We start from the raw sequence: 17,547 nt of genomic DNA on the forward strand, positions 1-17,547 counted from the left end.
GGGCTCGGGTCAGCCGAAGCGGCCCGAGATGTAGTCCTCCGTGGCCTGGACGGACGGGTTGGAGAAGATCCGCTCCGTCTCGTCGATCTCGATCAGCTTGCCGGGCTGGCCGACCGCCGCGAGGTTGAAGAAGGCGGTGCGGTCGGAGACGCGGGCCGCCTGCTGCATGTTGTGGGTGACGATGACGATCGTGAAGCGTTCCTTCAGCTCGCCGATCAGGTCCTCGATGGCGAGGGTCGAGATGGGGTCCAGGGCGGAGCAGGGCTCGTCCATGAGGAGGACCTTGGGCTCGACGGCGATCGCGCGCGCGATGCACAGGCGCTGCTGCTGGCCGCCGGACAGGCCCGAGCCGGGCTTGTTGAGGCGGTCCTTCACCTCGTTCCAGAGGTTCGCGCCCTTGAGGGACTTCTCGACGACGTCGGACAGTTCCGACTTCTTGTAGTTGCCGTTCAGGCGCAGGCCCGCCGCCACGTTGTCGAAGATCGACATCGTGGGGAACGGGTTCGGGCGCTGGAAGACCATGCCGACCTCGCGGCGGACCGACACCGGGTCGATGCCGTGGCCGTACAGGTCCTCGTCGTCCAGGAGCACCTTGCCCTCGACGCGTCCCCCGGGGGTCACCTCGTGCATCCGGTTCAGCGTGCGCAGGAACGTCGACTTGCCGCAGCCGGACGGGCCGATGAACGCCGTCACCGAGCGCGGCTCGACGGTCATGGAGATGTCGTCGATCGCCTTGTGGGAGCCGTAGTACGCCGTCAGTCCGCTGACATCGATTCGCTTGGCCATGTCTCTACTTCACTTCCAGTCAGTCGCTGAGGGGCCCCGCCCGGCGGAGCCGGAAATCGTCGCCTTAGCGACCGGTCTTCGGGGCCTTCCAGCGGGCGATGCCGCGGGCGACCAGGTTGAGGATCATCACGAAGGCGATCAGCGTGAGCGACGCCGCCCAGGCGCGGTCGTAGGCCGCCTCCGAGCCCGCGCTCTGCGAGTACTGCTGGTAGATGTACAGCGGCAGCGACGCCTGCGCGCCCTCGAAGGGGTTCGCGTTGATGAACGGGTTGCCGAAGACGAGGAGCAGGACGGGTGCCGTCTCACCGGCGATACGGGCCACCGAGAGCATGACGCCCGTGATGATGCCGCCGATGGAGGTCGGGACGACCACCTTCAGGATCGTGCGCCACTTCGGGATGCCGAGCGCCAAGGACGCCTCGCGCAGCTCGTTCGGGACGAGCTTGAGCATCTCCTCCGTCGAGCGGACGATGACCGGCATCATCAGGATCGCCAGCGCCAGCGAGCCGGCGAAGCCGAAGGGCTGCATGTCGAACATCAGCATGAGGCTGAGGATGAACAGGCCGGCCACGATGGACGGGATGCCCGTCATGACGTCGACGAAGAAGGTGACCGCCTTGGCGAGGCCGCCGCGGCCGTACTCCACCAGGTAGATCGCGGTGAGGATGCCGATCGGGGCGCCGATCAGGGTGGCGAGGCCGACCTGCTCCAGGCTGCCGAGGATGGCGTGGTAGATGCCGCCGCCCGGCTCGGAGTCGGCGACGACGCCCATGGAGTGGGTGAGGAAGTAGCCGTCCAGGACCTTCACGCCGCGCTCGATCGTCGCCCAGAGCAGGGACGCCAGCGGGACCACGGCGAGGAGGAAGGCGACCCAGACGAGGGCGGTGGCGATGCGGTCCTTGGCCTGGCGGCGGCCCTCGACGCGGGCGGCGATGCCGTAGGTGGCCAGGAGGAAGAGGAGGCCGGCGATCAGGCCCCACTGGACGCGGCTGTCGAGGCCCGCGACCAGGCCGATGGCGACGGCCGCGGCGAGGGAACCGGCCGCGGTGGCCCAGGGGGTCCACGTGGGCAGGCTGGCACCGCGCAGGGTACTGGCGGGCTTGTCGGTGACGACGGCGTGGCTCATGCGTTGGCCCCCGAGTACTCCTTGCGGCGGGCGATGATCGCGCGGGCCGCGCCGTTGACCAGCAGGGTGATGACGAACAGGACGAGACCGGAGGCGATGAGCGCGTCGCGGCCGAACTCCGTCGCCTCGTTGAACTTGCTGGCGATGTTCTGGGCGAAGGTGCCGCCGCCCGCGTTGAGCAGGCTGGCGTGGATGTCGAAGTCGGGGGAGAGCACCGTGGCCACCGCCATGGTCTCGCCCAGGGCCCGGCCGAGGCCGAGCATCGACGCCGAGATCACACCGGAGCGGCCGAAGGGCAGGACCGCCATGCGGACCACTTCCCAGCGGGTGGCGCCCAGCGCCAGCGCCGCTTCCTCGTGCATCTGCGGGACCTGCCGGAACACCTCGCGGCTGACGTTGGTGATGATCGGCAGGATCATGATGGCGAGCAGGATGCCGACCGTGAGCATCGAGCGCGGGGGGCCGTCGTCCCAGGCGAAGATCCCGGTCCAGCCGAGGTATGCGTCCAGCCAGCCGAACAGGCCGTTGAGCTGGGGGACGAGTATCAGGGCGCCCCAGAGGCCGTACACGATGGACGGGACGGCGGCGAGCAGGTCGATCACGTACGCGATGGGGCCGCTGAGGCGGCGCGGGGCGTAGTGGGTGAGGAACAGGGCGATGGCGACCGCGACCGGGACCGCGATGACCATCGCGATGACCGAGGAGACCACCGTGCCGAAGGCCAGCACCGCGATGCCGAAGTCCGGCGGGACGAGGTTGGTGTTCCACTCGAAGGTGGTGAGGAAGTTGCTGTCGTCCTTGCTGATGGCGAGGGACGCCCGGTAGGCCAGGAAGACGGCGATCGCGGCCATGATCACCAGCAGCAGGACGCCCGATCCGCGGGAGAGACCGAGGAAGATCCGGTCACCGGGGCGGGTGGCGCCGCGGGCGGCGCGCTTCTGCTCGGCGGGGCTCGGCGGAGCCGCGGGTGGAGGGACGGCGTCTGCGGGATTCTGCGTCGAAATGTCCATGGGGTTCTCCGGTCTGCGGAGCCGCCGGGTGGGTGGCTCCGTCGGGGCCGGGTCTGCGGACGGCCCCTGGCGGCGGTGCACCGGACGGCGCGGTCCGGAACCGGGTTCACCCGGCGCCGGACCGCACCACTTCAGATCAGCTCAGGCCCTCGATGGTGGAGCGGACCTTGGTGATGATGGCGTCGGGGATCGGCGCGTAGTCGATCCCGGAGAGGATGGCCTGGCCCTCCTCGCTGGCGATGTAGCGCAGGAACGCCTTGGTGGCGGGCAGGGTGTCGGACTTGTTGCCCTTGTCGCAGACGATCTCGTACGTGACCAGGGTGATCGGGTAGGCGCCCTCGGCCTTGGTGGCGTAGTTGATCTCCAGCGCCAGGTCGCTGCCGGTGCCGACGACCTTGGCGTCGGCGATGGCCTTGGTGGCGCCGTCGGAGGAGGCCTTGACCGGGGACGCGGCGCCGGTGTCGATGGAGACCGTGCCCAGGCCGTCCTTGGCGTACGACAGCTCCATGTAGCCGATGGCGCCGTTGGTCTGCTTCACGCCCTGGGCGACACCGGAGGAGCCGGCGGCGGACTGGCCGCCCTTGGCCTGCCAGGCCTTGCCGCCCTCGTAGGGCCAGTCGCTCTTGGCGGTGGCGATCAGGTACTTGGTGAAGTTGTCCGTGGTGCCGGACTCGTCCGAGCGGTGGTACGGCTGGATCTTGAGGTCGGGCAGCTCGGCGTCGGGGTTGAGCTTCTTGATCGCGGCGTCGTTCCAGTTGGTGATCTTGCCGTTGAAGATCTTGGCGATCGTCGAGGCGTCCAGGGTGAGGTCGTCCACGCCCGAGACGTTGAAGGCGACGGCGATGGGGCCGCCGACCATCGGCAGGTCGATGCCCTGGCCGCTGGAGCAGACCTTCGCGGAGGCCTCGATCTCATCGGACTTCAGCGCGGAGTCGGAACCGGCGAACGCGACCTGGCCCTGGGTGAACGCGGTGACGCCGGCGCCGGAGCCGGAGCCCTTGTAGTTGACCTGGACACCGTTGCAGGCCTGGGTGAAGTTCTTGACCCAGGCGTCGATCGCGTTCTTCTGCGCGGAGGAGCCGTCGGCGAGGAGCTGGCCCTTGGCGTCGTCGCACTTGATGGAACCGGCCGAGGTGGCCGCGGAGGACGTGCCGCCGCTGCTGCCGGACCCGGTGTCGTCGGAGCCGCACGCCGTGAGGGCCAGGGCGCCGGAGACGGCGAGAGCACCGAGGGTGAGGGCCCGCCGGTTCATGCGCTGAAGCTTCACTTGAGGGAGATCCTTCCAGGAGCCGCCTGATTTCCGGCGGCGTGCGCGAAGTCTGGGTGGCGCGGACGCGTCCAAGAGGGCGCGTTGCGTACCGCGTAAGGCCGAAATTAGGCAGATCAGGTGAAGCCGCCTACGGGCACACATGAACGCGAGGTGAACCCCTGTGGACGGTGCGGTTAGGTCACGGAACGCTCACGTCGAGGACACGGTGTGGTGCATGGGGTTGCCATGAGCGGGCTGTGTCTAGATCAGGTGCAGGGTGGTGAGCAGGGCAGGCACGAGGGTGCGGTCCCTCGGTTGGGTGAGGCGGCTTCCGGCCGCCGTCGGGGGGAGCCACAGCACGCGGTCGACCTCGTCGTTCGGGGTGAACGTGCCGGAGACCGCTTCGGCGGCCCAGTAGTGGACCTCCTTGGGGCGGCCCTGCGCGAGGTAGCGCAGGGTGGGCAGCCGGGCGCCCAGCCGGGCGGTGCAGCCCGTCTCCTCGGCGACCTCGCGTACCGCGGCGGCCGCCGCTTCCTCGCCACGTTTCAGCTTGCCCTTGGGGTGCGACCAGTCGTCGTACTTCGGCCGGTGGACCAGGCATATCTCCAGCCCGCCGCCGACCGGGGAACGGCGCCACAGGACGCAGCCGGCCGCCTGGACCGGGGTGTCGTCGGGAAAGCTCACCGGATCACCGCCTCCGGGTCGATCGGGTCTGTCGGGGTCGATCGGGTCGATCGGGTCGATCGGGTCGATCGGGTCGGTCGGGGTCGGTCGGGTCGATCGGGTCGATCGGGTCGGTCGGGGTCGGTCGGGTCTGTCGGGGTCTGTCGGGTCGGTCAGGTGGATCGGGTCGGTCGGGTCGGTCGGTTACGGCGTGCTCGTGCCGATGGCCTGCTTCTGCCACGAGCGTTGGAAGGCGTACCGCGCCGCCTCCACCTCGTGCCGTTGGTCGGCGTGGAGCACGCCGAGCGCGTACGCCGTCGCCGGGGCGATGCGCGGGGTGCGTGCCGCCTGGGCCGCCGCGGCGGCCGCCTCCGAGGCGTCGCGGTGCCGGTCCAGGGACTGGCCGGCCGAGAGCAGCCGCACGTCGGGCGGGAGGTCGCCGTGCAGGACCTCCAGGGCGTAGCGGTGCAGGCGCAGCAGGAGGCGGACCTGGTGCCAGGGCGCGTCCTGCGGGTGCGGGGCGGGGTCCGGGGACAGGCCGTGGACCAGGGCCTCCGCGTTGTACGGGTGGCCCGCGGTGAGGAGGGGCAGCGCGGCGGCCGCGTCCGTGAGGCGCTCCTCCGCCGCCGCGGCGAGGGTGCGCAGATCGGTGCTCGCGGCGGCGGGCGTGAGGGGGACGTCGCTGGCCAGGACGGCGACCTTGTCCGCCACGGCGTGGAAGCGGCTCGAGCCCAGCGCCTGGAGGGCGGTGGAGTGGGCCCGGGTGCGGGCCAGGGTGAGCTGGCGGTCCAGGAGCGCGCCCGCCTTGGCGGCGCCCACGGTGAGGTTGCCGCGGTCCGGGGCGGCCGGGCGCGCGGGGTGCCCGGCGTTGCCGGCGGGCGGCTTCTGCGCGGCGGCGGCAGGGCCGGCGGCGGCAGCGCCGGTGGCGGCAGGGTCGGTGGCGCGGCGGCCCGCGCCGGCGGAGACGAGGGAGACCGGTGCGGGCGCGCCGCCGCCGGCCGACGTCTCCGCTGCCGGCGGGCGCGCGGGGTTCCCCGCGCCCGCCGTCTGCGTCGGGACCGCCGTCGCGCCCGACAGCCGGTGCAGGGCCAGCAGCAGGCGCTCCAGACGGGCCTCGCAGGCGTGTTCGAGGGCGAGGGTGCCGGAGAGCCACGCCAGTTCGGGGCGGATCTCCTCGGACCAGCCGGGGTCCAGGAGGGGCCGGAACGTGTGCAGGCTGGCGCTGATGCGGCGGGCCGAGCGGCGCAGCGCGGCGGTCGCGTCGGCGGAGCCCGTGACACCGGGCGTGCCGTTCGCCGCGCCGCCGCCGGCCTCCCGGTGCAGGCGCAGGGCGCGGAGGAACTCCGTGGCCTGCGCCCGGAGGTAGGCCGCCAGGGCGTCCCCCGTCGTCACGGACCCGGCCGTGGGGCCCGTAAGGTCATGGTGTCGCTGTGCCACGCCGGCGCCTCCGGGCGTCTATGAGCATCTCCTGGACGTTGCGCAGGGGGTGGCCGTCCGCGTCGGTGGCGTGCCGGATCCACTCGCCGTCCGGGCCGAGGTGCCAGGAGGCGGTGGTGTCCGACATGCCGGTCTCCAGCAGCCGGTTCAGGGCCGCGCGGTGGGCCGGGTCGGTGACCCTGACCAGGGCCTCGATACGGCGGTCGAGGTTGCGGTGCATCATGTCCGCGCTGCCGAACCACACCTCGGGCTCGCCGCCGTTGCCGAAGGCGAACACACGCGAGTGCTCGAGGAAGCGGCCGAGGATCGAGCGGACGCGGATGTTCTCCGACAGGCCGGGCACGCCCGGGCGCACCGCGCAGATGCCGCGCACCCAGACGTCGACGGGGACCCCGGCCCGGGACGCCGCGTAGAGGGCGTCGACGATGGCCTCGTCCACCATCGAGTTGGCCTTGATGCGGACGTAGGCGGGACGTCCGGCGCGGTGGTGCTGGATCTCCTTGTTGACGCGTGAGATCAGGCCGTCGCGCAGGGACTTGGGGGCGACCAGCAGCCGGCGGTAGGTCTCGCGGCGGGAGTAGCCGGAGAGCCGGTTGAAGAGGTCGGAGAGGTCCGCGCCGACCTGCGGGTCGGCGGTGAGCAGGCCGAGGTCCTCGTACAGCCGGGCCGTCTTCGGGTGGTAGTTGCCGGTGCCGACGTGGCTGTACCGCCGGAGCGTCTCGCCCTCCTGGCGGACCACCAGGGACAGCTTGCAGTGGGTCTTCAGGCCGACGAGGCCGTAGACCACGTGGCAGCCCGCCTCCTCCAGCTTGCGGGCCCACTTGATGTTGGCGTGCTCGTCGAAACGGGCCTTGATCTCGACCAGGACGAGGACCTGCTTGCCGGACTCGGCGGCGTCGATGAGCGCGTCGACGATCGGCGAGTCGCCGGAGGTCCGGTACAGGGTCTGCTTGATCGCGAGGACGTCCGGGTCGGCGGCCGCCTGCTCCAGGAAGGCCTGGACGGAGGTGGAGAAGCTGTCGTACGGGTGGTGCAGGAGCACGTCCCGGTTGCGCAGGGCGCCGAAGATGTCCGGCGGGGAGGCGGACTCGACCTCGGCGAGGTCGCGGTGGGTGCCGGCGATGAACTTGCGGTACTTCAGCTCGGGCCGGTCGAGGCCGTGGATGCGGAAGAGGCCGGTGAGGTCCAGGGGACCGGGCAGCGGGTAGACCTCCGCCTCGGTGATCTTCAGCTCCCGCACGAGCAGGTCGAGGACCTCGCGGTCGATCGACTCCTCGACCTCCAGGCGCACCGGCGGTCCGAAGCGGCGCCGCATGAGCTCCTTCTCCAGCGCCTGGAGCAGGTTCTCCGCGTCGTCCTCCTCGACCTCCAGGTCCTCGTTGCGGGTGAGCCGGAAGGCGTGGTGCTCCAGGACCTCCATGCCCGGGAACAGCTCCTCCAGGTGGGCGGCGATGACGTCCTCCAGGGGGACGTACCGGCCGGGGGAGCTCTCCAGGAAGCGGGACAGCAGCGGCGGCACCTTGACGCGCGCGAAGTGCTTGTGGCCGCTCACGGGGTTGCGGACGACGACGGCGAGGTTGAGGGAAAGGCCCGAGATGTACGGGAAGGGGTGCGCCGGGTCGACCGCCAGCGGGGTCAGCACCGGGAAGATCTGGTGCCGGAACAGGGTGAAGAGGCGGGCCTGCTCCTTCTCCGTCAGCTCGCTCCAGCGGACCAGGTGGATGCCCTCCTCCGCGAGCGCGGGGGCGACGTCCTCGTGGTAGCAGGCGGCGTGCCGGGCCATCAGCTCGCGGGAGCGGGCCCAGATCATCTCCAGCACCTCGCGGGGCTGGAGGCCGGAGGCGGAGCGGGTGGCGACGCCGGTGGCGATACGGCGCTTCAGGCCGGCCACCCGGACCATGAAGAACTCGTCGAGGTTGCTCGCGAAGATGGCGAGGAAGTTCGCCCGCTCCAGCAGGGGCGTGTTCGGGTCCTCGGCGAGCTCCAGGACGCGCTCGTTGAACGCGAGCCAACTGCGTTCCCGGTCGAGGAAACGACCCTGCGGCAGCTCCGCCCCGTCCTCCCGGGACTCCTCGTACGCGTCGAGATCGGCGTCGATGTCGGGTTCGAGGTCGGAGACCACGGCGGCCACGGTGTGCGAGCGGTGCGCGGCTATGGAGCCCACGGAGGGCTGCGCGTGCTGGACGTCTGCCTGGGTGTGCTGGCTCATGGACCCATTCTTCCGCGCCAGGGCCGGCACAGGCGCGTCGGAACGTGCGGGCGGGAGCGCGGCGGCCTTCCCGTCGGGGCGGTTCCCCTCGGGGGGTGGCGAAGCCTCGGGCACGGCGGGGTTCATTCACCGAGCGTCGCAAGGTCGTCTGAACCAATGGTTACGGAGACATGGCGTGTGGGATATCGGGGGGCGGCCCGCGGGGGCGCGGGTGGGGGTGGGGGTGCGCCCCCGGGGCGCCGCCCCCCGTCCCGGGGGACGGGTCCCTTGAGGGCCTTTTCGGGCCGTGGGGTGTCTGGGCGGGCGGGGCCCGGGTCGGGCCGTGGGGTGTCTGGGCGGGCGGGGCCCGGGTCGGGCCGGGGGGTGTCTGGGCGGGCGGGGCCCGGGTCGGGCCGTGGGGTGTCTGGGCGGGCGGGGCCCGGGTCGGGCCGTGGGGTGTCTGGGCGGGCGGGGCCCGGGTCGGGCCGTGGGGTGTCTGGGCGGGCGGGACCCGGGTCGGGCCGTGGGGTGTCTGGGCGGGCGGGACCCGGGTCAGGCCGTGCGGTGCCTGAGCAGGCGGAACGCCGCCGTGGTCGCGAGGGCGGCGACGGCGAGGACGACCGCCGTCTCCACGAGCTGGAGGGGCCACACATGGGAGGTGGGGTGGTAGGTGGCATAGAAGCCGGTCACGCCCAGGTCGTCCAGGCAGCGGCGGCGGACCTCGGCGGCGCTCTCGCACCGCCAGAACTGGACGTCCGGCACGCGGCGGCCGTGGACCAGGGCGCCGGTCTCCAGCGCCCACGCGGAGTCGGGCGCCTCGACCGGCCGGGTCGCCGAGTACCGGGACGCCGCGGGCCACAGGGACGCCCGGTGCGCCGCCAGGAAGAGGCCGAGCAGCCATGTCACGGCGACGGACACGCCGAGCGCGGGCAGCGCGCGGCGCAGCAGGAGCGCCGTGAGGGTACCCAGGGCCAGGGCGCAGAGGGCGTACGCGACCGTGACCGGGCCACCGGCCACGAACATGTGGTCCGCCGTCCACCCGGTACTCACCAGCAGGTCCTCGTCGGCGGCCCGGACCCAGCGGAACACCAGGACCAGGGTGGTCGTGCCGAGGGCCACGAAGAACGCGGCGACGGCGAGCTTGGCGCCGAGCCAGCGGGCGGGGGAGACGCCCTGGGTCCAGGCGAGGTGCGCGGTGCGGTTCTCCAGCTCGCGGCCGACCAGCGCCCCGCCCGCGAACGCCGCGACGGCGAGGAAGGCGTGGGCGGTCAGCAGAGCGGCCACGTCGAGGGAGGCGCCGAAGCCGTAGCCGGTGCCGAACGTCGGGTCGCACCAGCCCGGGCCTGTGTCGTCGCACGCCGCCTGCCGCGCCCGTGCCTCGTCCGCCGTGACCTCGGTGAGCCACACCAGCCATCCGGTCAGCCCCAGCACGGCCAGGCCCCAGACGGCGAGGGCGATGCGGTGCACCCGCAGCACGGTCCGGGCGGTGCCCCAGCGGGGCGCCGGGTCCGTGGCGTCCAGGCGGGGTGCCGATCCCGTGGTGCCGCCGGCGGAGGCGTCGGCTGCGGCCACGGCGGTCATACGTCGGTCCCCTCACGGGTGGCACGGGTGGCACGGGTGACGCGGGCTGCGCCGGTGGCGCCGGTGGTGCGGGTGGCGCCGACGGCGTGGGAGGTGGCCGTCGACCGCTTGAGCAGCACGAACGCGGCCACGGTGAGGGCGGCGGCCACGGCCAAGAGGAGGGCCGCGGTGGTGAACTGGAGGGGCCAGTGGTGGGACTCGGGGTGGTAGCTGGTGTAGAAGCCGGTGACGTCGAGCCGGTCGTACAGCGTGGCGCAGTCTTCGTCGAACGCCGGTCCGCAGCCGGGGTCGGCGATGTGCGCGCCGGAGGAGGTGACCAGGCCCGCGTCGGCCTCCAGGCCGTCGTACACGTAGCCGGTGTTGCGGCTCGTGACGCGGGTGACGGCCGGCCACAGGTGCGGCATGGCCAGGTCGGCCAGGAGGCGCAGGCCCGTGGTGACGACCAGGCCGGTCAGCAGCGCGGGCAGGGTACGGCGCAGCAGCAGGCCGGCGAGGGCGCCGGCGGCGAGGCCGGCCAGGGCCAGGGCGACCGTGGTGGGGCCGTTGGCGTAGAGGGTCGGACCGTCGTACCACAGGTCGGCGGTGTCGATGCGGCCCCGGCCCGCCGTCCAGGCGAGGCGGTGCAGCAGCACCAGCAGGCTGGTGCCGGCGGTGATCAGGACGGCCGGGACGGCGAGTTTGAGGGTCAGCCAGCGGAGCGGGGACAGGCCCTGGGTCCAGGCGAGGTGCGCGGTGCCGTGCTCCAGTTCGCGGCCGACGAGGGCGGCGCCCGACCAGGCGGCGACGAGGAAGGGCAGGGCGTTCAGGGCGACGGTCGTGTAGGCGTACACGTCCTTGTAGCGCAGGATCGGCTCTTGGTAGTAGGCGCAGGTGTCGTAGTCGACGCAGGCGTTGTACTGCCGCCAGCTTTCGGCGGCGGCTTCGGTGAGCGGCCCCCACAGCCACAGCAGCGCCAGCGCGAGGAGGGCGACGAGAGCCGTCCACACGTACAGGCCGGGGAGGTGGAGACGCAGGAGCCAGCGCAGGTGCCGCCGGGCGGGGCCGGGGTGTCCGGCGGTGCTGGGGGCGGTGGCCGGGGCGAGGGTCGTCATGCGGCGTCCTCCCCGCTCTTCTCGTTCTCCGCGGATGGCGCGGGGACCAGTGACTCCGCCCGGGGGTTGCGGAGGTAGGCGAGGACGAGCTCCTCCAGGGACGGGGAAGTGGGGTGCCAGGCCTCGGGGAGGGAGCCCGCCGGGCGCAGCAGAGCGGTGAGCTGGCGCCCGGTGACGCGGGACTCGACGACCGTGTGCCGGCTCAGGTCCGCGGAGTCCGAGGGCCCGCTCACGCGCGCGTGGGCGGCGAGCAGGTCGTCGATCTCGCCGGCCAGGCGGATCCGTCCGCCGCCCACCAGGAGGAGGTGGTCGCAGGAGTCCTCCAGTTCCGCGACGACGTGCGAGGACATCACGATCGTCGTGCCGTGCTGCGCGGCCTGCGCCATCAGGGTGCCCATCAGCTCGTGCCGGGCGAGCGGGTCGAGGTCGGCCATCGGCTCGTCCAGGAGCAGCAGTTCGGGCCGCTTGCCGAGGGCCAGGGCGAGGGCGACGCGGGTGCGCTGGCCGCCGGAGAGGGCGCGGATCCGCGCCTTGGGGTCGAGATCGCCTGCGGAAACGATCCGCTCGGCGGTTTCGGCGTCCCAGCGGCCCGGGTTGAGATCGGCGCCCACGAGCAGCGTCTCGGCGACCGTGAGCTGCGGGTACAGCGGCTTGTCCTGGGCCACGTAGCCGACACGCGCGCGTGCCGACGCCGGGTCCGTGCCGAGAACGGTGACCGCGCCCTCGGTGGGGGCCAGCAGTCCGGCGGCGAGGGCGAGAAGCGTGGACTTGCCCGCTCCGTTGGGCCCGACGACGGCGCACACGCGTCCGGCCGGCAGCCGGAACGCGCAGTCGCGCAGCGCCCAGCCCCGGCGGCGGCCGAGGCCGAAGCGTTTGCCGAGCGCGGTCGCGGCCATGGCGGTGTCGGTCATGAAGCGTCCCCCTGGGAGTGCTGGTCGTGGGCGGGCTGACGGTCGTCGGGCTTGGTGTTGTTGCTGTTGCTGTTGCTGTTGCTGTTGCTGTTGCTGTTGCTGCTGGTGCTGGTGCTGGTGCTGGTGCTGGTGCTGGTGCTGGTGCTGGTGCTGCTGCTGGTGCTGGTGCTGGTGCTGGTGCCGGTGCCGGTGTTGCTGTGGTTGTGGGTGCGGTCGCGGTCGGGCTCGTGACCGGTGGGGTGTCCGGCGAAATGCCTGTCGAGTACGGCGGTGAAGAGCGCGGCCACGTCGTCGCGGTCCAGGCCGGCCTCGCGGGCCCGGTCCGCCCACGCGTCCAGCTCCGTGCGCAGGGGCGAGTCGGCCGGAGCGGTGCTCAGCCCGCGCCGTACGAAGGTGCCCAGGCCGCGGCGGGCCTCGACGAGTCCGTCGCGCTCGAGTTCGCGGTAGGCCTTGAGCACGGTGTTCGGGTTGATGGCGGTCGCCTCGACGACCTCGCGGGCCGTGGGCAGCTTGTCGCCGGGGCGCAGCAGGCCGAGGCGGAGGGCCTGCTTCGTCTGCTGGACGATCTGGACGTAGGTGGCCACGCCGCTGTGCCGGTCGATGCGGTATTCGACCACTTCGACAACCACCCTTTCACTAATTGAGTAGTGAAAGGGTGGTGCAAGGGGGGTGGGTGCGTCAAGCGATGCCTTGAGAGTGAGAGTGAGAGGGAGGGGTGGGGGGTGGGTGGGTCTTGGCCGGCAGGAGTGGCCGTGCCTCGAGCGGACGAGACGGGCCTGGACACGGAGGCCCGAAAATCGCGTGGCGAACCGTGAACCGATCGGCGGGGCTCGTCCGATGAGGGGGTGTGAGCGAAACGCGAAGTGACGCGGAGCTGCTGCGGGCCATCGCGGCAGACCGGGACCGTCACGCCTTCGAGGAGCTGTACCGGCGATACGCGCCGTGGCTGACCGCGCGCATGCGCAGCCGCTGCGCCGACGCCGGGATAGTCGACGACGTCGTCCAGGAGACGTTCCTCGCGGTCTGGCGGGGCAGCGCGCGCTACCGGCAGGAGGGCGCCTCCGAGGACGCCGCCGGCTGGCTGTGGCGCATCGGCGCCCGCCGGCTGGTCGACGCCCTGCGGGGCGACGGCGCGCGCGGCCGTCTGCGCCAGGCACTCGCCCGGCTGCGTCACCGCGACGAGGTGTCGGCGGAGGACCGCGTGCTCTCGGGGGTGGAGCACGGGGACCTCGCCGGGGCCCTCACCCGTCTCTCGCCGGAGCTGCGGGCGGTCCTGCAGGCCACCGTCATCGACGGACTCACCACCCGGGAGGCTGCCGTCCTGCTCGGCATCCCCGCGGGCACGGTCAAGACGCGGGCGCTGCGGGCCCGCAAGCAACTGCGGGAGGCGCTGGCATGACGTGGCACGTGGCAGAAGAGGACCTGCGCGCGTACGCGCGGGGCGAGCTGGCACCGCCCCTGCTGTGGTCCGCCGACACGCATCTCACAGGGTGCGCGCGGTGCCGGGACCGGCTCGCGGGCGCCGTCGACCCGGTCGCGCTGGACATCGGCTGGGAGCGGCTGGACGCCGAGCTGGACGCGCCGCGGCCGGCCCTGTGCGAGCGGCTGCTGGTGCGGCTCGGCATGGCCGACCACACCGCGCGGCTGCTGACGGCGACCCCGGTGCTGCGCCGCTCCTGGCTGCTGGCGGTGATGTCGCTGCTGGTCATGACCGTCCTCGCGGTCCACCTGGTGGACCGGCCCGCGCTGTTCCTCGCCCTCGCCCCGCTCCTCCCGCTCGCCGGGGTCGCCCTCTCCTACGGCCCGGCGCTCGACCCGACGCACGAGATGGCGCTCGTCGCCCCGATGCACGGCTTCCGGCTGCTGATGATCCGTACGGTCGCCGTGCTCGCCGCGGGCCTGGTGTTCAACGGCCTGGCGACGCTCGCCCTGCCGGGGTACGGGCTGCTGGCCCTGGCCTGGCTGCTGCCCGCGCTCGCCCTCACCGCGACGGGACTGGCACTCACGCCCCGGTTGGGCCCGGCCCTCGCGCCCGGCCTGGTCGGCGCCGTCTGGCTGACGCTGCTGGTGGTGGCCCAGGCCCAGGCGCAGGCCCACGGTGACGGCACGCTCGCCCCGTTCACGGCGGCCGGACAGTCCGCCGCGGCGGCGGTCGCGGTGCTCGCCGCCGTGCTGCTCCACCGGACCCGTGACCGCTTCGACGTCCGTCCCGTCGGCGGTTTCCCGGACGGGAGCACCCCATGACCCAGCGCCCGCCCCTGTCTCCGCCCCTGTCCCTGTCTCCGCCCCTGTCCCTGCCTCTGCCCCTGTCTCCGCCCCAGTCCCCGCCCCTGTTCCTGTCCCCGCCCCTGCCCCTCCCGCCGACCGACCGGACCATCAGGAGCACCCCATGACCACCGCGCCCACCACCGTCACGGCCTCCGGCCTGTCCCTGCGCCACGGCGGCACCGACGCCCTCGACGGCGTGTCGTTGCGGCTGCCCCGGGGCGTCACCGGCCTGCTCGGCCCCAACGGCGCCGGGAAGACCACCCTGTTGCGGGTGCTGGCCACGGCCGTGCCGCCCGACCGGGGCGAGTTCACCGTCCTGGGCCACGACCCGGCGACGGCGACCGGCCGCCTCGCCCTGCGCCGCACCCTCGGCTACCTGCCCCAGACCCCCGGCTTCCACCCGGACTTCACGGCCTTCGAGTTCGTCGACTACGTGGCCATCCTGAAGGAGATCACCGACCGCGGCGCACGGCACCGCGAGGTGCGGCGCGTGCTGGAGGCGGTCGATCTGTCGGCCGTGCGCGGCAAGCGCATCAAGCGGCTGTCCGGCGGTATGCGGCAGCGCGTCGCCCTGGCCGCCGCGCTCGTCGGGAACCCCGGCTTCCTCGTCCTGGACGAGCCGACCGTCGGACTCGACCCCGAACAGCGCATGCGCTTCAGAGAGCTGGTCGCCGAGGCCGGCGAGGGCCGCACGGTCCTGCTGTCCACCCATCAGACGGAGGACGTGGCGATGCTCTGCCACCGCGTCGTGGTCCTCGCCCGCGGCCGGGTCCGCTTCGAGGGCACCCCCGCCGAGCTGACCGCCCGCGCGGACGGCCGGGTCTGGAGCAGCACCGAACGCGACCCGAAGGCCCTGGCCGGCTGGCGCACCGGAACCGGCGCCTTCCGCAACATCGGCGACCCACCGGAGGGCGCCGACCTCCTCGAACCCACCCTGGAGGACGGCTACCTGCTCGCCCTCGACGGCGAGAGCAGGACGGTGACCGCATGAGCGCCACCATCACCCCCGTCGACGGATCCGCCGCCGTGCTCCCCGACGCTCCCCGGCCTGCCCGCCGCACCGGCGCGGTCCTCGCCCTGGCCCGCTTCGAGGCCCGCGAGCTCTTCCTCCAGATCCCGGTGCTGTGCTTCTCCGTCCTCTACATCGGCCTCATCGCCCTGCGCATGACGCGCCAGGAGGGCATGGACGACTACCCCGTCCTCCACGTGGTGGACCGCAGCACCCAGACACCGCCGCTGCTGCTCGCCATCGCGCTGCTCGTCTGCACCAACGCGGCCGCCCTGCGCTCTCGCAGACACGGCACGGTCCAGCAGTTCGACGTCCTGGCCATGGAGCCCTGGCGGCGCACGCTCGCCCACCTGCTCTCCGCGCTCCCGTGCGCGGTGATCACGGCGATCGTCGTCGGCACCGAGTTCACCCGGGAGGCGCTGAAGCCCGGCGCGATCGGCCACGGCTCTGTCGGTGAACTGGCCGCGGGCCCGCTGACCGTCCTGCTGGCCGGTGTCACGGGCGTGCTGCTGGCGAGACTGCTGCCCTCCCCCTTCGTGCCCATGCTGTTCGTGGTGGCGGTGTACGTGGGCGGTGTCATGGCCTCGGCGGCCGGGGTGGACGACACATGGGCCGTGTGGCTCTCCCCGATCGTCGTCTCCGACATCGCCGGCGGCGATCCGGTCCCCTCCGACCTGCTCGGCCGCCCGGCCGCCTGGCACGCGCTCTACCTGGCCGGACTGTGCGCCCTGCTGGTGTGCGCGGCACTCCTGCTCTCCGGCGGACGCACCCGTGCCGTCAGGACGGCCACCGCCCTGGCCCTCGCCGCCACCGCGGCCGGCGTGGCAGGCCAGCTCCCGCGCGACACGGCGGCCCTCGAGGCGGCGCGGACGACGGCGTCCACGACGCCTCTGAAGGTCCAGTCGTGCACGACGTACGGCGGGTCGACGTACTGCGCCTTCCCCGAGTGGACCGGCGTGCGCGACGACTGGGCCCGCGTCGTCGACCGCTTGAGGTCGGCGGCGGGCGGCACCGCCGCGCGCACCCCTGTGACGGTGCGGCAACGCGTCGACACCAGCGGGGGTGTGGAGGTGGACGCCGCGCTGACCCCTTCCACCACCCCGGCCGAGGTCACCGTCGGCACCCGCTGGGGCGGCAACCGCGTCCCCGAGTTCGCGGTCGGCGCCGCCTCGGTCCTGGTCGCCGGCACGGAGGACGCGGCCCAGCAGATGTGCGGCGCCCGGGCGGTGACGGTCATGTGGCTGGTCCTGGGCACCGACCCCACGCCCCTGGCCACCTTCGGCGACGTGCGCCTCGACGACAGCGTCACCGGCTCCGGACTGGTGCTGGCACCCACCAACGGCGTGTATCTGACGGCGCAGCAGACGACCGTCGTACGTGAGCTGTTGGCCCGCCCGCGGGCGGAGATCTCCGCGCGGGTCAAGGCCCACTGGACGGAGCTGACGTCACCGGAGACGTCCACGGCCGAGGCGGCGAAGCTGCTGGGCGTCGCCACACCGGAGGGAGCGGAATCGTGCGAGGAGTAGAGAGGACCGTGTCCCGGAACGGGGCGCGGCGGACGATCCCCGCCCCCGCCCTCCTCGGATCCCTTCTCCCCCTGGTCTGGCGGACGCTCCCCTGGCGGGCGCTGGCCGTGGCGGGAGGACTGGGCCTGCTGCCGGCCGTGGTGGTGCGCTTGCGGGGGCAGGCGCCGGGTGAGGAGCCGGGGCTGGTTCTGCTGCGGCTCGTCGCGCTGAGCGGCGCCCTCGGGCTGGCCTTCCTGCTGGACGACCCCGCCCGCCGGACGACCGGGACGACCCCGCTCGGCCGGCCGCTGCGGGCGGGTCTGCGGCTGGCGCTCGCCGTTCCGCTCGTGGCCCTGTGGTGGACGACGGTCCTGCTGCTCATACCCGCGTCGGCCCGCCCGCCTCTCGGCCCCGCCACCGTGCAGGCCGCGGCGACGGCCGCCTCCGCACTGGCCCTCGCGACCGTCGCCGTCCGCTTCACGAGCGCGGCGGAGGTGGGCAGACGGACGGCGATCCGCCTCGGGACCGCCGCGGCCCTGGTCGCGCTCGTCCCCGCACGGTGGGGGCTGTCGGCGACGCCGGGAGAGCCGTGGTGGGAGGCGACGCAGTTGAGATGGGCGCTGCTGCTGGCCGTGGCCCTCGCGACGACGGCGGCCTGCACACCGGAACCCCTGCGACGCCGGTCCCGACGCCTCGGATAGCCCGGCTCGTTCCACGGCGGCC

General features: G+C 73.2%; 15 protein-coding genes and 1 pseudogene. 5 read left to right on the forward strand and 11 right to left on the reverse strand.

Annotated elements, in window-relative coordinates:
* Positions 1 to 9: 9 nt before the first annotated feature.
* The 11 genes and pseudogenes from pstB to ACFV9M_RS28785 form a co-directional block, all read right to left on the reverse strand.
* Positions 10 to 786, reverse strand: coding sequence for a phosphate ABC transporter ATP-binding protein PstB (gene pstB / locus ACFV9M_RS28735; protein WP_385077477.1), 777 nt, complete (start codon positions 784 to 786; stop codon positions 10 to 12).
* A 64-nt stretch (positions 787 to 850) separates the two neighbouring features.
* Positions 851 to 1,912, reverse strand: a complete 1,062-nt coding sequence (gene pstA, locus ACFV9M_RS28740) for a phosphate ABC transporter permease PstA (protein ID WP_385077480.1) — start codon at positions 1,910 to 1,912, stop codon at positions 851 to 853.
* Positions 1,909 to 2,922, reverse strand: coding sequence for a phosphate ABC transporter permease subunit PstC (pstC, locus tag ACFV9M_RS28745; protein WP_385077483.1), 1,014 nt, complete (start codon positions 2,920 to 2,922; stop codon positions 1,909 to 1,911). The genes pstA and pstC overlap by 4 nt, the downstream gene beginning before the upstream one ends.
* Positions 2,923 to 3,058: 136 nt before the next feature.
* On the reverse strand, positions 3,059 to 4,189 hold the full coding sequence (gene pstS / locus ACFV9M_RS28750) for a phosphate ABC transporter substrate-binding protein PstS (RefSeq protein ID WP_385077485.1): 1,131 nt from the start codon (positions 4,187 to 4,189) through the stop codon (positions 3,059 to 3,061).
* Positions 4,190 to 4,432: 243 nt separating this feature from the next.
* Entirely contained in the window at positions 4,433 to 4,855 is a 423-nt protein-coding gene (locus ACFV9M_RS28755) for an NUDIX hydrolase (protein ID WP_385077488.1), read from the reverse strand.
* A 183-nt stretch (positions 4,856 to 5,038) separates the two neighbouring features.
* Positions 5,039 to 6,271 carry a CHAD domain-containing protein gene (locus tag ACFV9M_RS28760; protein ID WP_385102560.1) on the reverse strand — a complete coding sequence of 411 codons (1,233 nt, stop codon included), beginning with the start codon at positions 6,269 to 6,271 and terminating at the stop codon, positions 5,039 to 5,041.
* Positions 6,252 to 8,480: an RNA degradosome polyphosphate kinase gene (locus tag ACFV9M_RS28765; protein ID WP_385070363.1), complete on the reverse strand. Its 2,229-nt coding sequence runs from the start codon at positions 8,478 to 8,480 to the stop codon at positions 6,252 to 6,254. The genes ACFV9M_RS28760 and ACFV9M_RS28765 overlap by 20 nt, the downstream gene beginning before the upstream one ends.
* A 531-nt stretch (positions 8,481 to 9,011) precedes the next feature.
* Complete coding sequence (locus tag ACFV9M_RS28770; protein WP_385070360.1) at positions 9,012 to 10,040, reverse strand: hypothetical protein; 1,029 nt, start codon at positions 10,038 to 10,040, stop codon at positions 9,012 to 9,014.
* Positions 10,037 to 11,131, reverse strand: coding sequence for an ABC transporter permease (locus tag ACFV9M_RS28775; protein ID WP_385070358.1), 1,095 nt, complete (start codon positions 11,129 to 11,131; stop codon positions 10,037 to 10,039). Before ACFV9M_RS28775 ends, ACFV9M_RS28770 begins: the two co-directional genes overlap by 4 nt.
* Positions 11,128 to 12,042, reverse strand: a complete 915-nt coding sequence (locus ACFV9M_RS28780) for an ABC transporter ATP-binding protein (protein WP_385070357.1) — start codon at positions 12,040 to 12,042, stop codon at positions 11,128 to 11,130. The genes ACFV9M_RS28775 and ACFV9M_RS28780 overlap by 4 nt, the downstream gene beginning before the upstream one ends.
* 242 nt (positions 12,043 to 12,284) lie before the next feature.
* A pseudogene (locus ACFV9M_RS28785) lies at positions 12,285 to 12,659 on the reverse strand (GntR family transcriptional regulator); the annotation flags it as partial.
* A gap of 230 nt (positions 12,660 to 12,889) precedes the next feature.
* On the opposite strand from ACFV9M_RS28785, the gene ACFV9M_RS28790 reads away from it, so the two are divergent.
* From ACFV9M_RS28790 to ACFV9M_RS28810, 5 genes are all read left to right on the forward strand, one after another.
* Positions 12,890 to 13,441: an RNA polymerase sigma factor gene (locus tag ACFV9M_RS28790; protein ID WP_385070354.1), complete on the forward strand. Its 552-nt coding sequence runs from the start codon at positions 12,890 to 12,892 to the stop codon at positions 13,439 to 13,441.
* Positions 13,438 to 14,286, forward strand: coding sequence for a zf-HC2 domain-containing protein (locus tag ACFV9M_RS28795; RefSeq protein ID WP_385070351.1), 849 nt, complete (start codon positions 13,438 to 13,440; stop codon positions 14,284 to 14,286). Before ACFV9M_RS28790 ends, ACFV9M_RS28795 begins: the two co-directional genes overlap by 4 nt.
* Positions 14,287 to 14,431: 145 nt before the next feature.
* The gene (locus tag ACFV9M_RS28800) at positions 14,432 to 15,301 is read left to right on the forward strand and encodes an ABC transporter ATP-binding protein (RefSeq protein ID WP_385070349.1); all 870 of its coding nucleotides are present in this window, start codon (positions 14,432 to 14,434) and stop codon (positions 15,299 to 15,301) included.
* Positions 15,298 to 16,845, forward strand: a complete 1,548-nt coding sequence (locus tag ACFV9M_RS28805; protein ID WP_385070346.1) for an ABC transporter permease — start codon at positions 15,298 to 15,300, stop codon at positions 16,843 to 16,845. The genes ACFV9M_RS28800 and ACFV9M_RS28805 overlap by 4 nt, the downstream gene beginning before the upstream one ends.
* Before the next feature lie 8 nt (positions 16,846 to 16,853).
* Complete coding sequence (locus ACFV9M_RS28810; protein WP_385070344.1) at positions 16,854 to 17,525, forward strand: ABC transporter; 672 nt, start codon at positions 16,854 to 16,856, stop codon at positions 17,523 to 17,525.
* Positions 17,526 to 17,547: the final 22 nt, after the last annotated feature.

The organism is Streptomyces sp. NPDC059895, from assembly GCF_042731035.1.
Classification (GTDB): domain Bacteria; phylum Actinomycetota; class Actinomycetes; order Streptomycetales; family Streptomycetaceae; genus Streptomyces.

Bases quoted from the DNA above. Each gene is read 5' to 3' on its own strand.
- ACFV9M_RS28765 (WP_385070363.1), bottom strand. From the start codon at position 8,480: ATGAGCCAGCACACCCAGGCAGACGTCCAGCACGCGCAGCCCTCCGTG.
- pstA (WP_385077480.1), bottom strand. From the start codon at position 1,912: ATGAGCCACGCCGTCGTCACCGACAAGCCCGCCAGTACCCTGCGCGGT.
- ACFV9M_RS28795 (WP_385070351.1), top strand. From the start codon at position 13,438: ATGACGTGGCACGTGGCAGAAGAGGACCTGCGCGCGTACGCGCGGGGC.
- ACFV9M_RS28775 (WP_385070358.1), bottom strand. From the start codon at position 11,131: ATGACGACCCTCGCCCCGGCCACCGCCCCCAGCACCGCCGGACACCCC.
- ACFV9M_RS28770 (WP_385070360.1), bottom strand. From the start codon at position 10,040: ATGACCGCCGTGGCCGCAGCCGACGCCTCCGCCGGCGGCACCACGGGA.
- pstB (WP_385077477.1), bottom strand. From the start codon at position 786: ATGGCCAAGCGAATCGATGTCAGCGGACTGACGGCGTACTACGGCTCC.
- pstC (WP_385077483.1), bottom strand. From the start codon at position 2,922: ATGGACATTTCGACGCAGAATCCCGCAGACGCCGTCCCTCCACCCGCG.
- ACFV9M_RS28805 (WP_385070346.1), top strand. From the start codon at position 15,298: ATGAGCGCCACCATCACCCCCGTCGACGGATCCGCCGCCGTGCTCCCC.
- ACFV9M_RS28780 (WP_385070357.1), bottom strand. From the start codon at position 12,042: ATGACCGACACCGCCATGGCCGCGACCGCGCTCGGCAAACGCTTCGGC.
- ACFV9M_RS28800 (WP_385070349.1), top strand. From the start codon at position 14,432: ATGACCACCGCGCCCACCACCGTCACGGCCTCCGGCCTGTCCCTGCGC.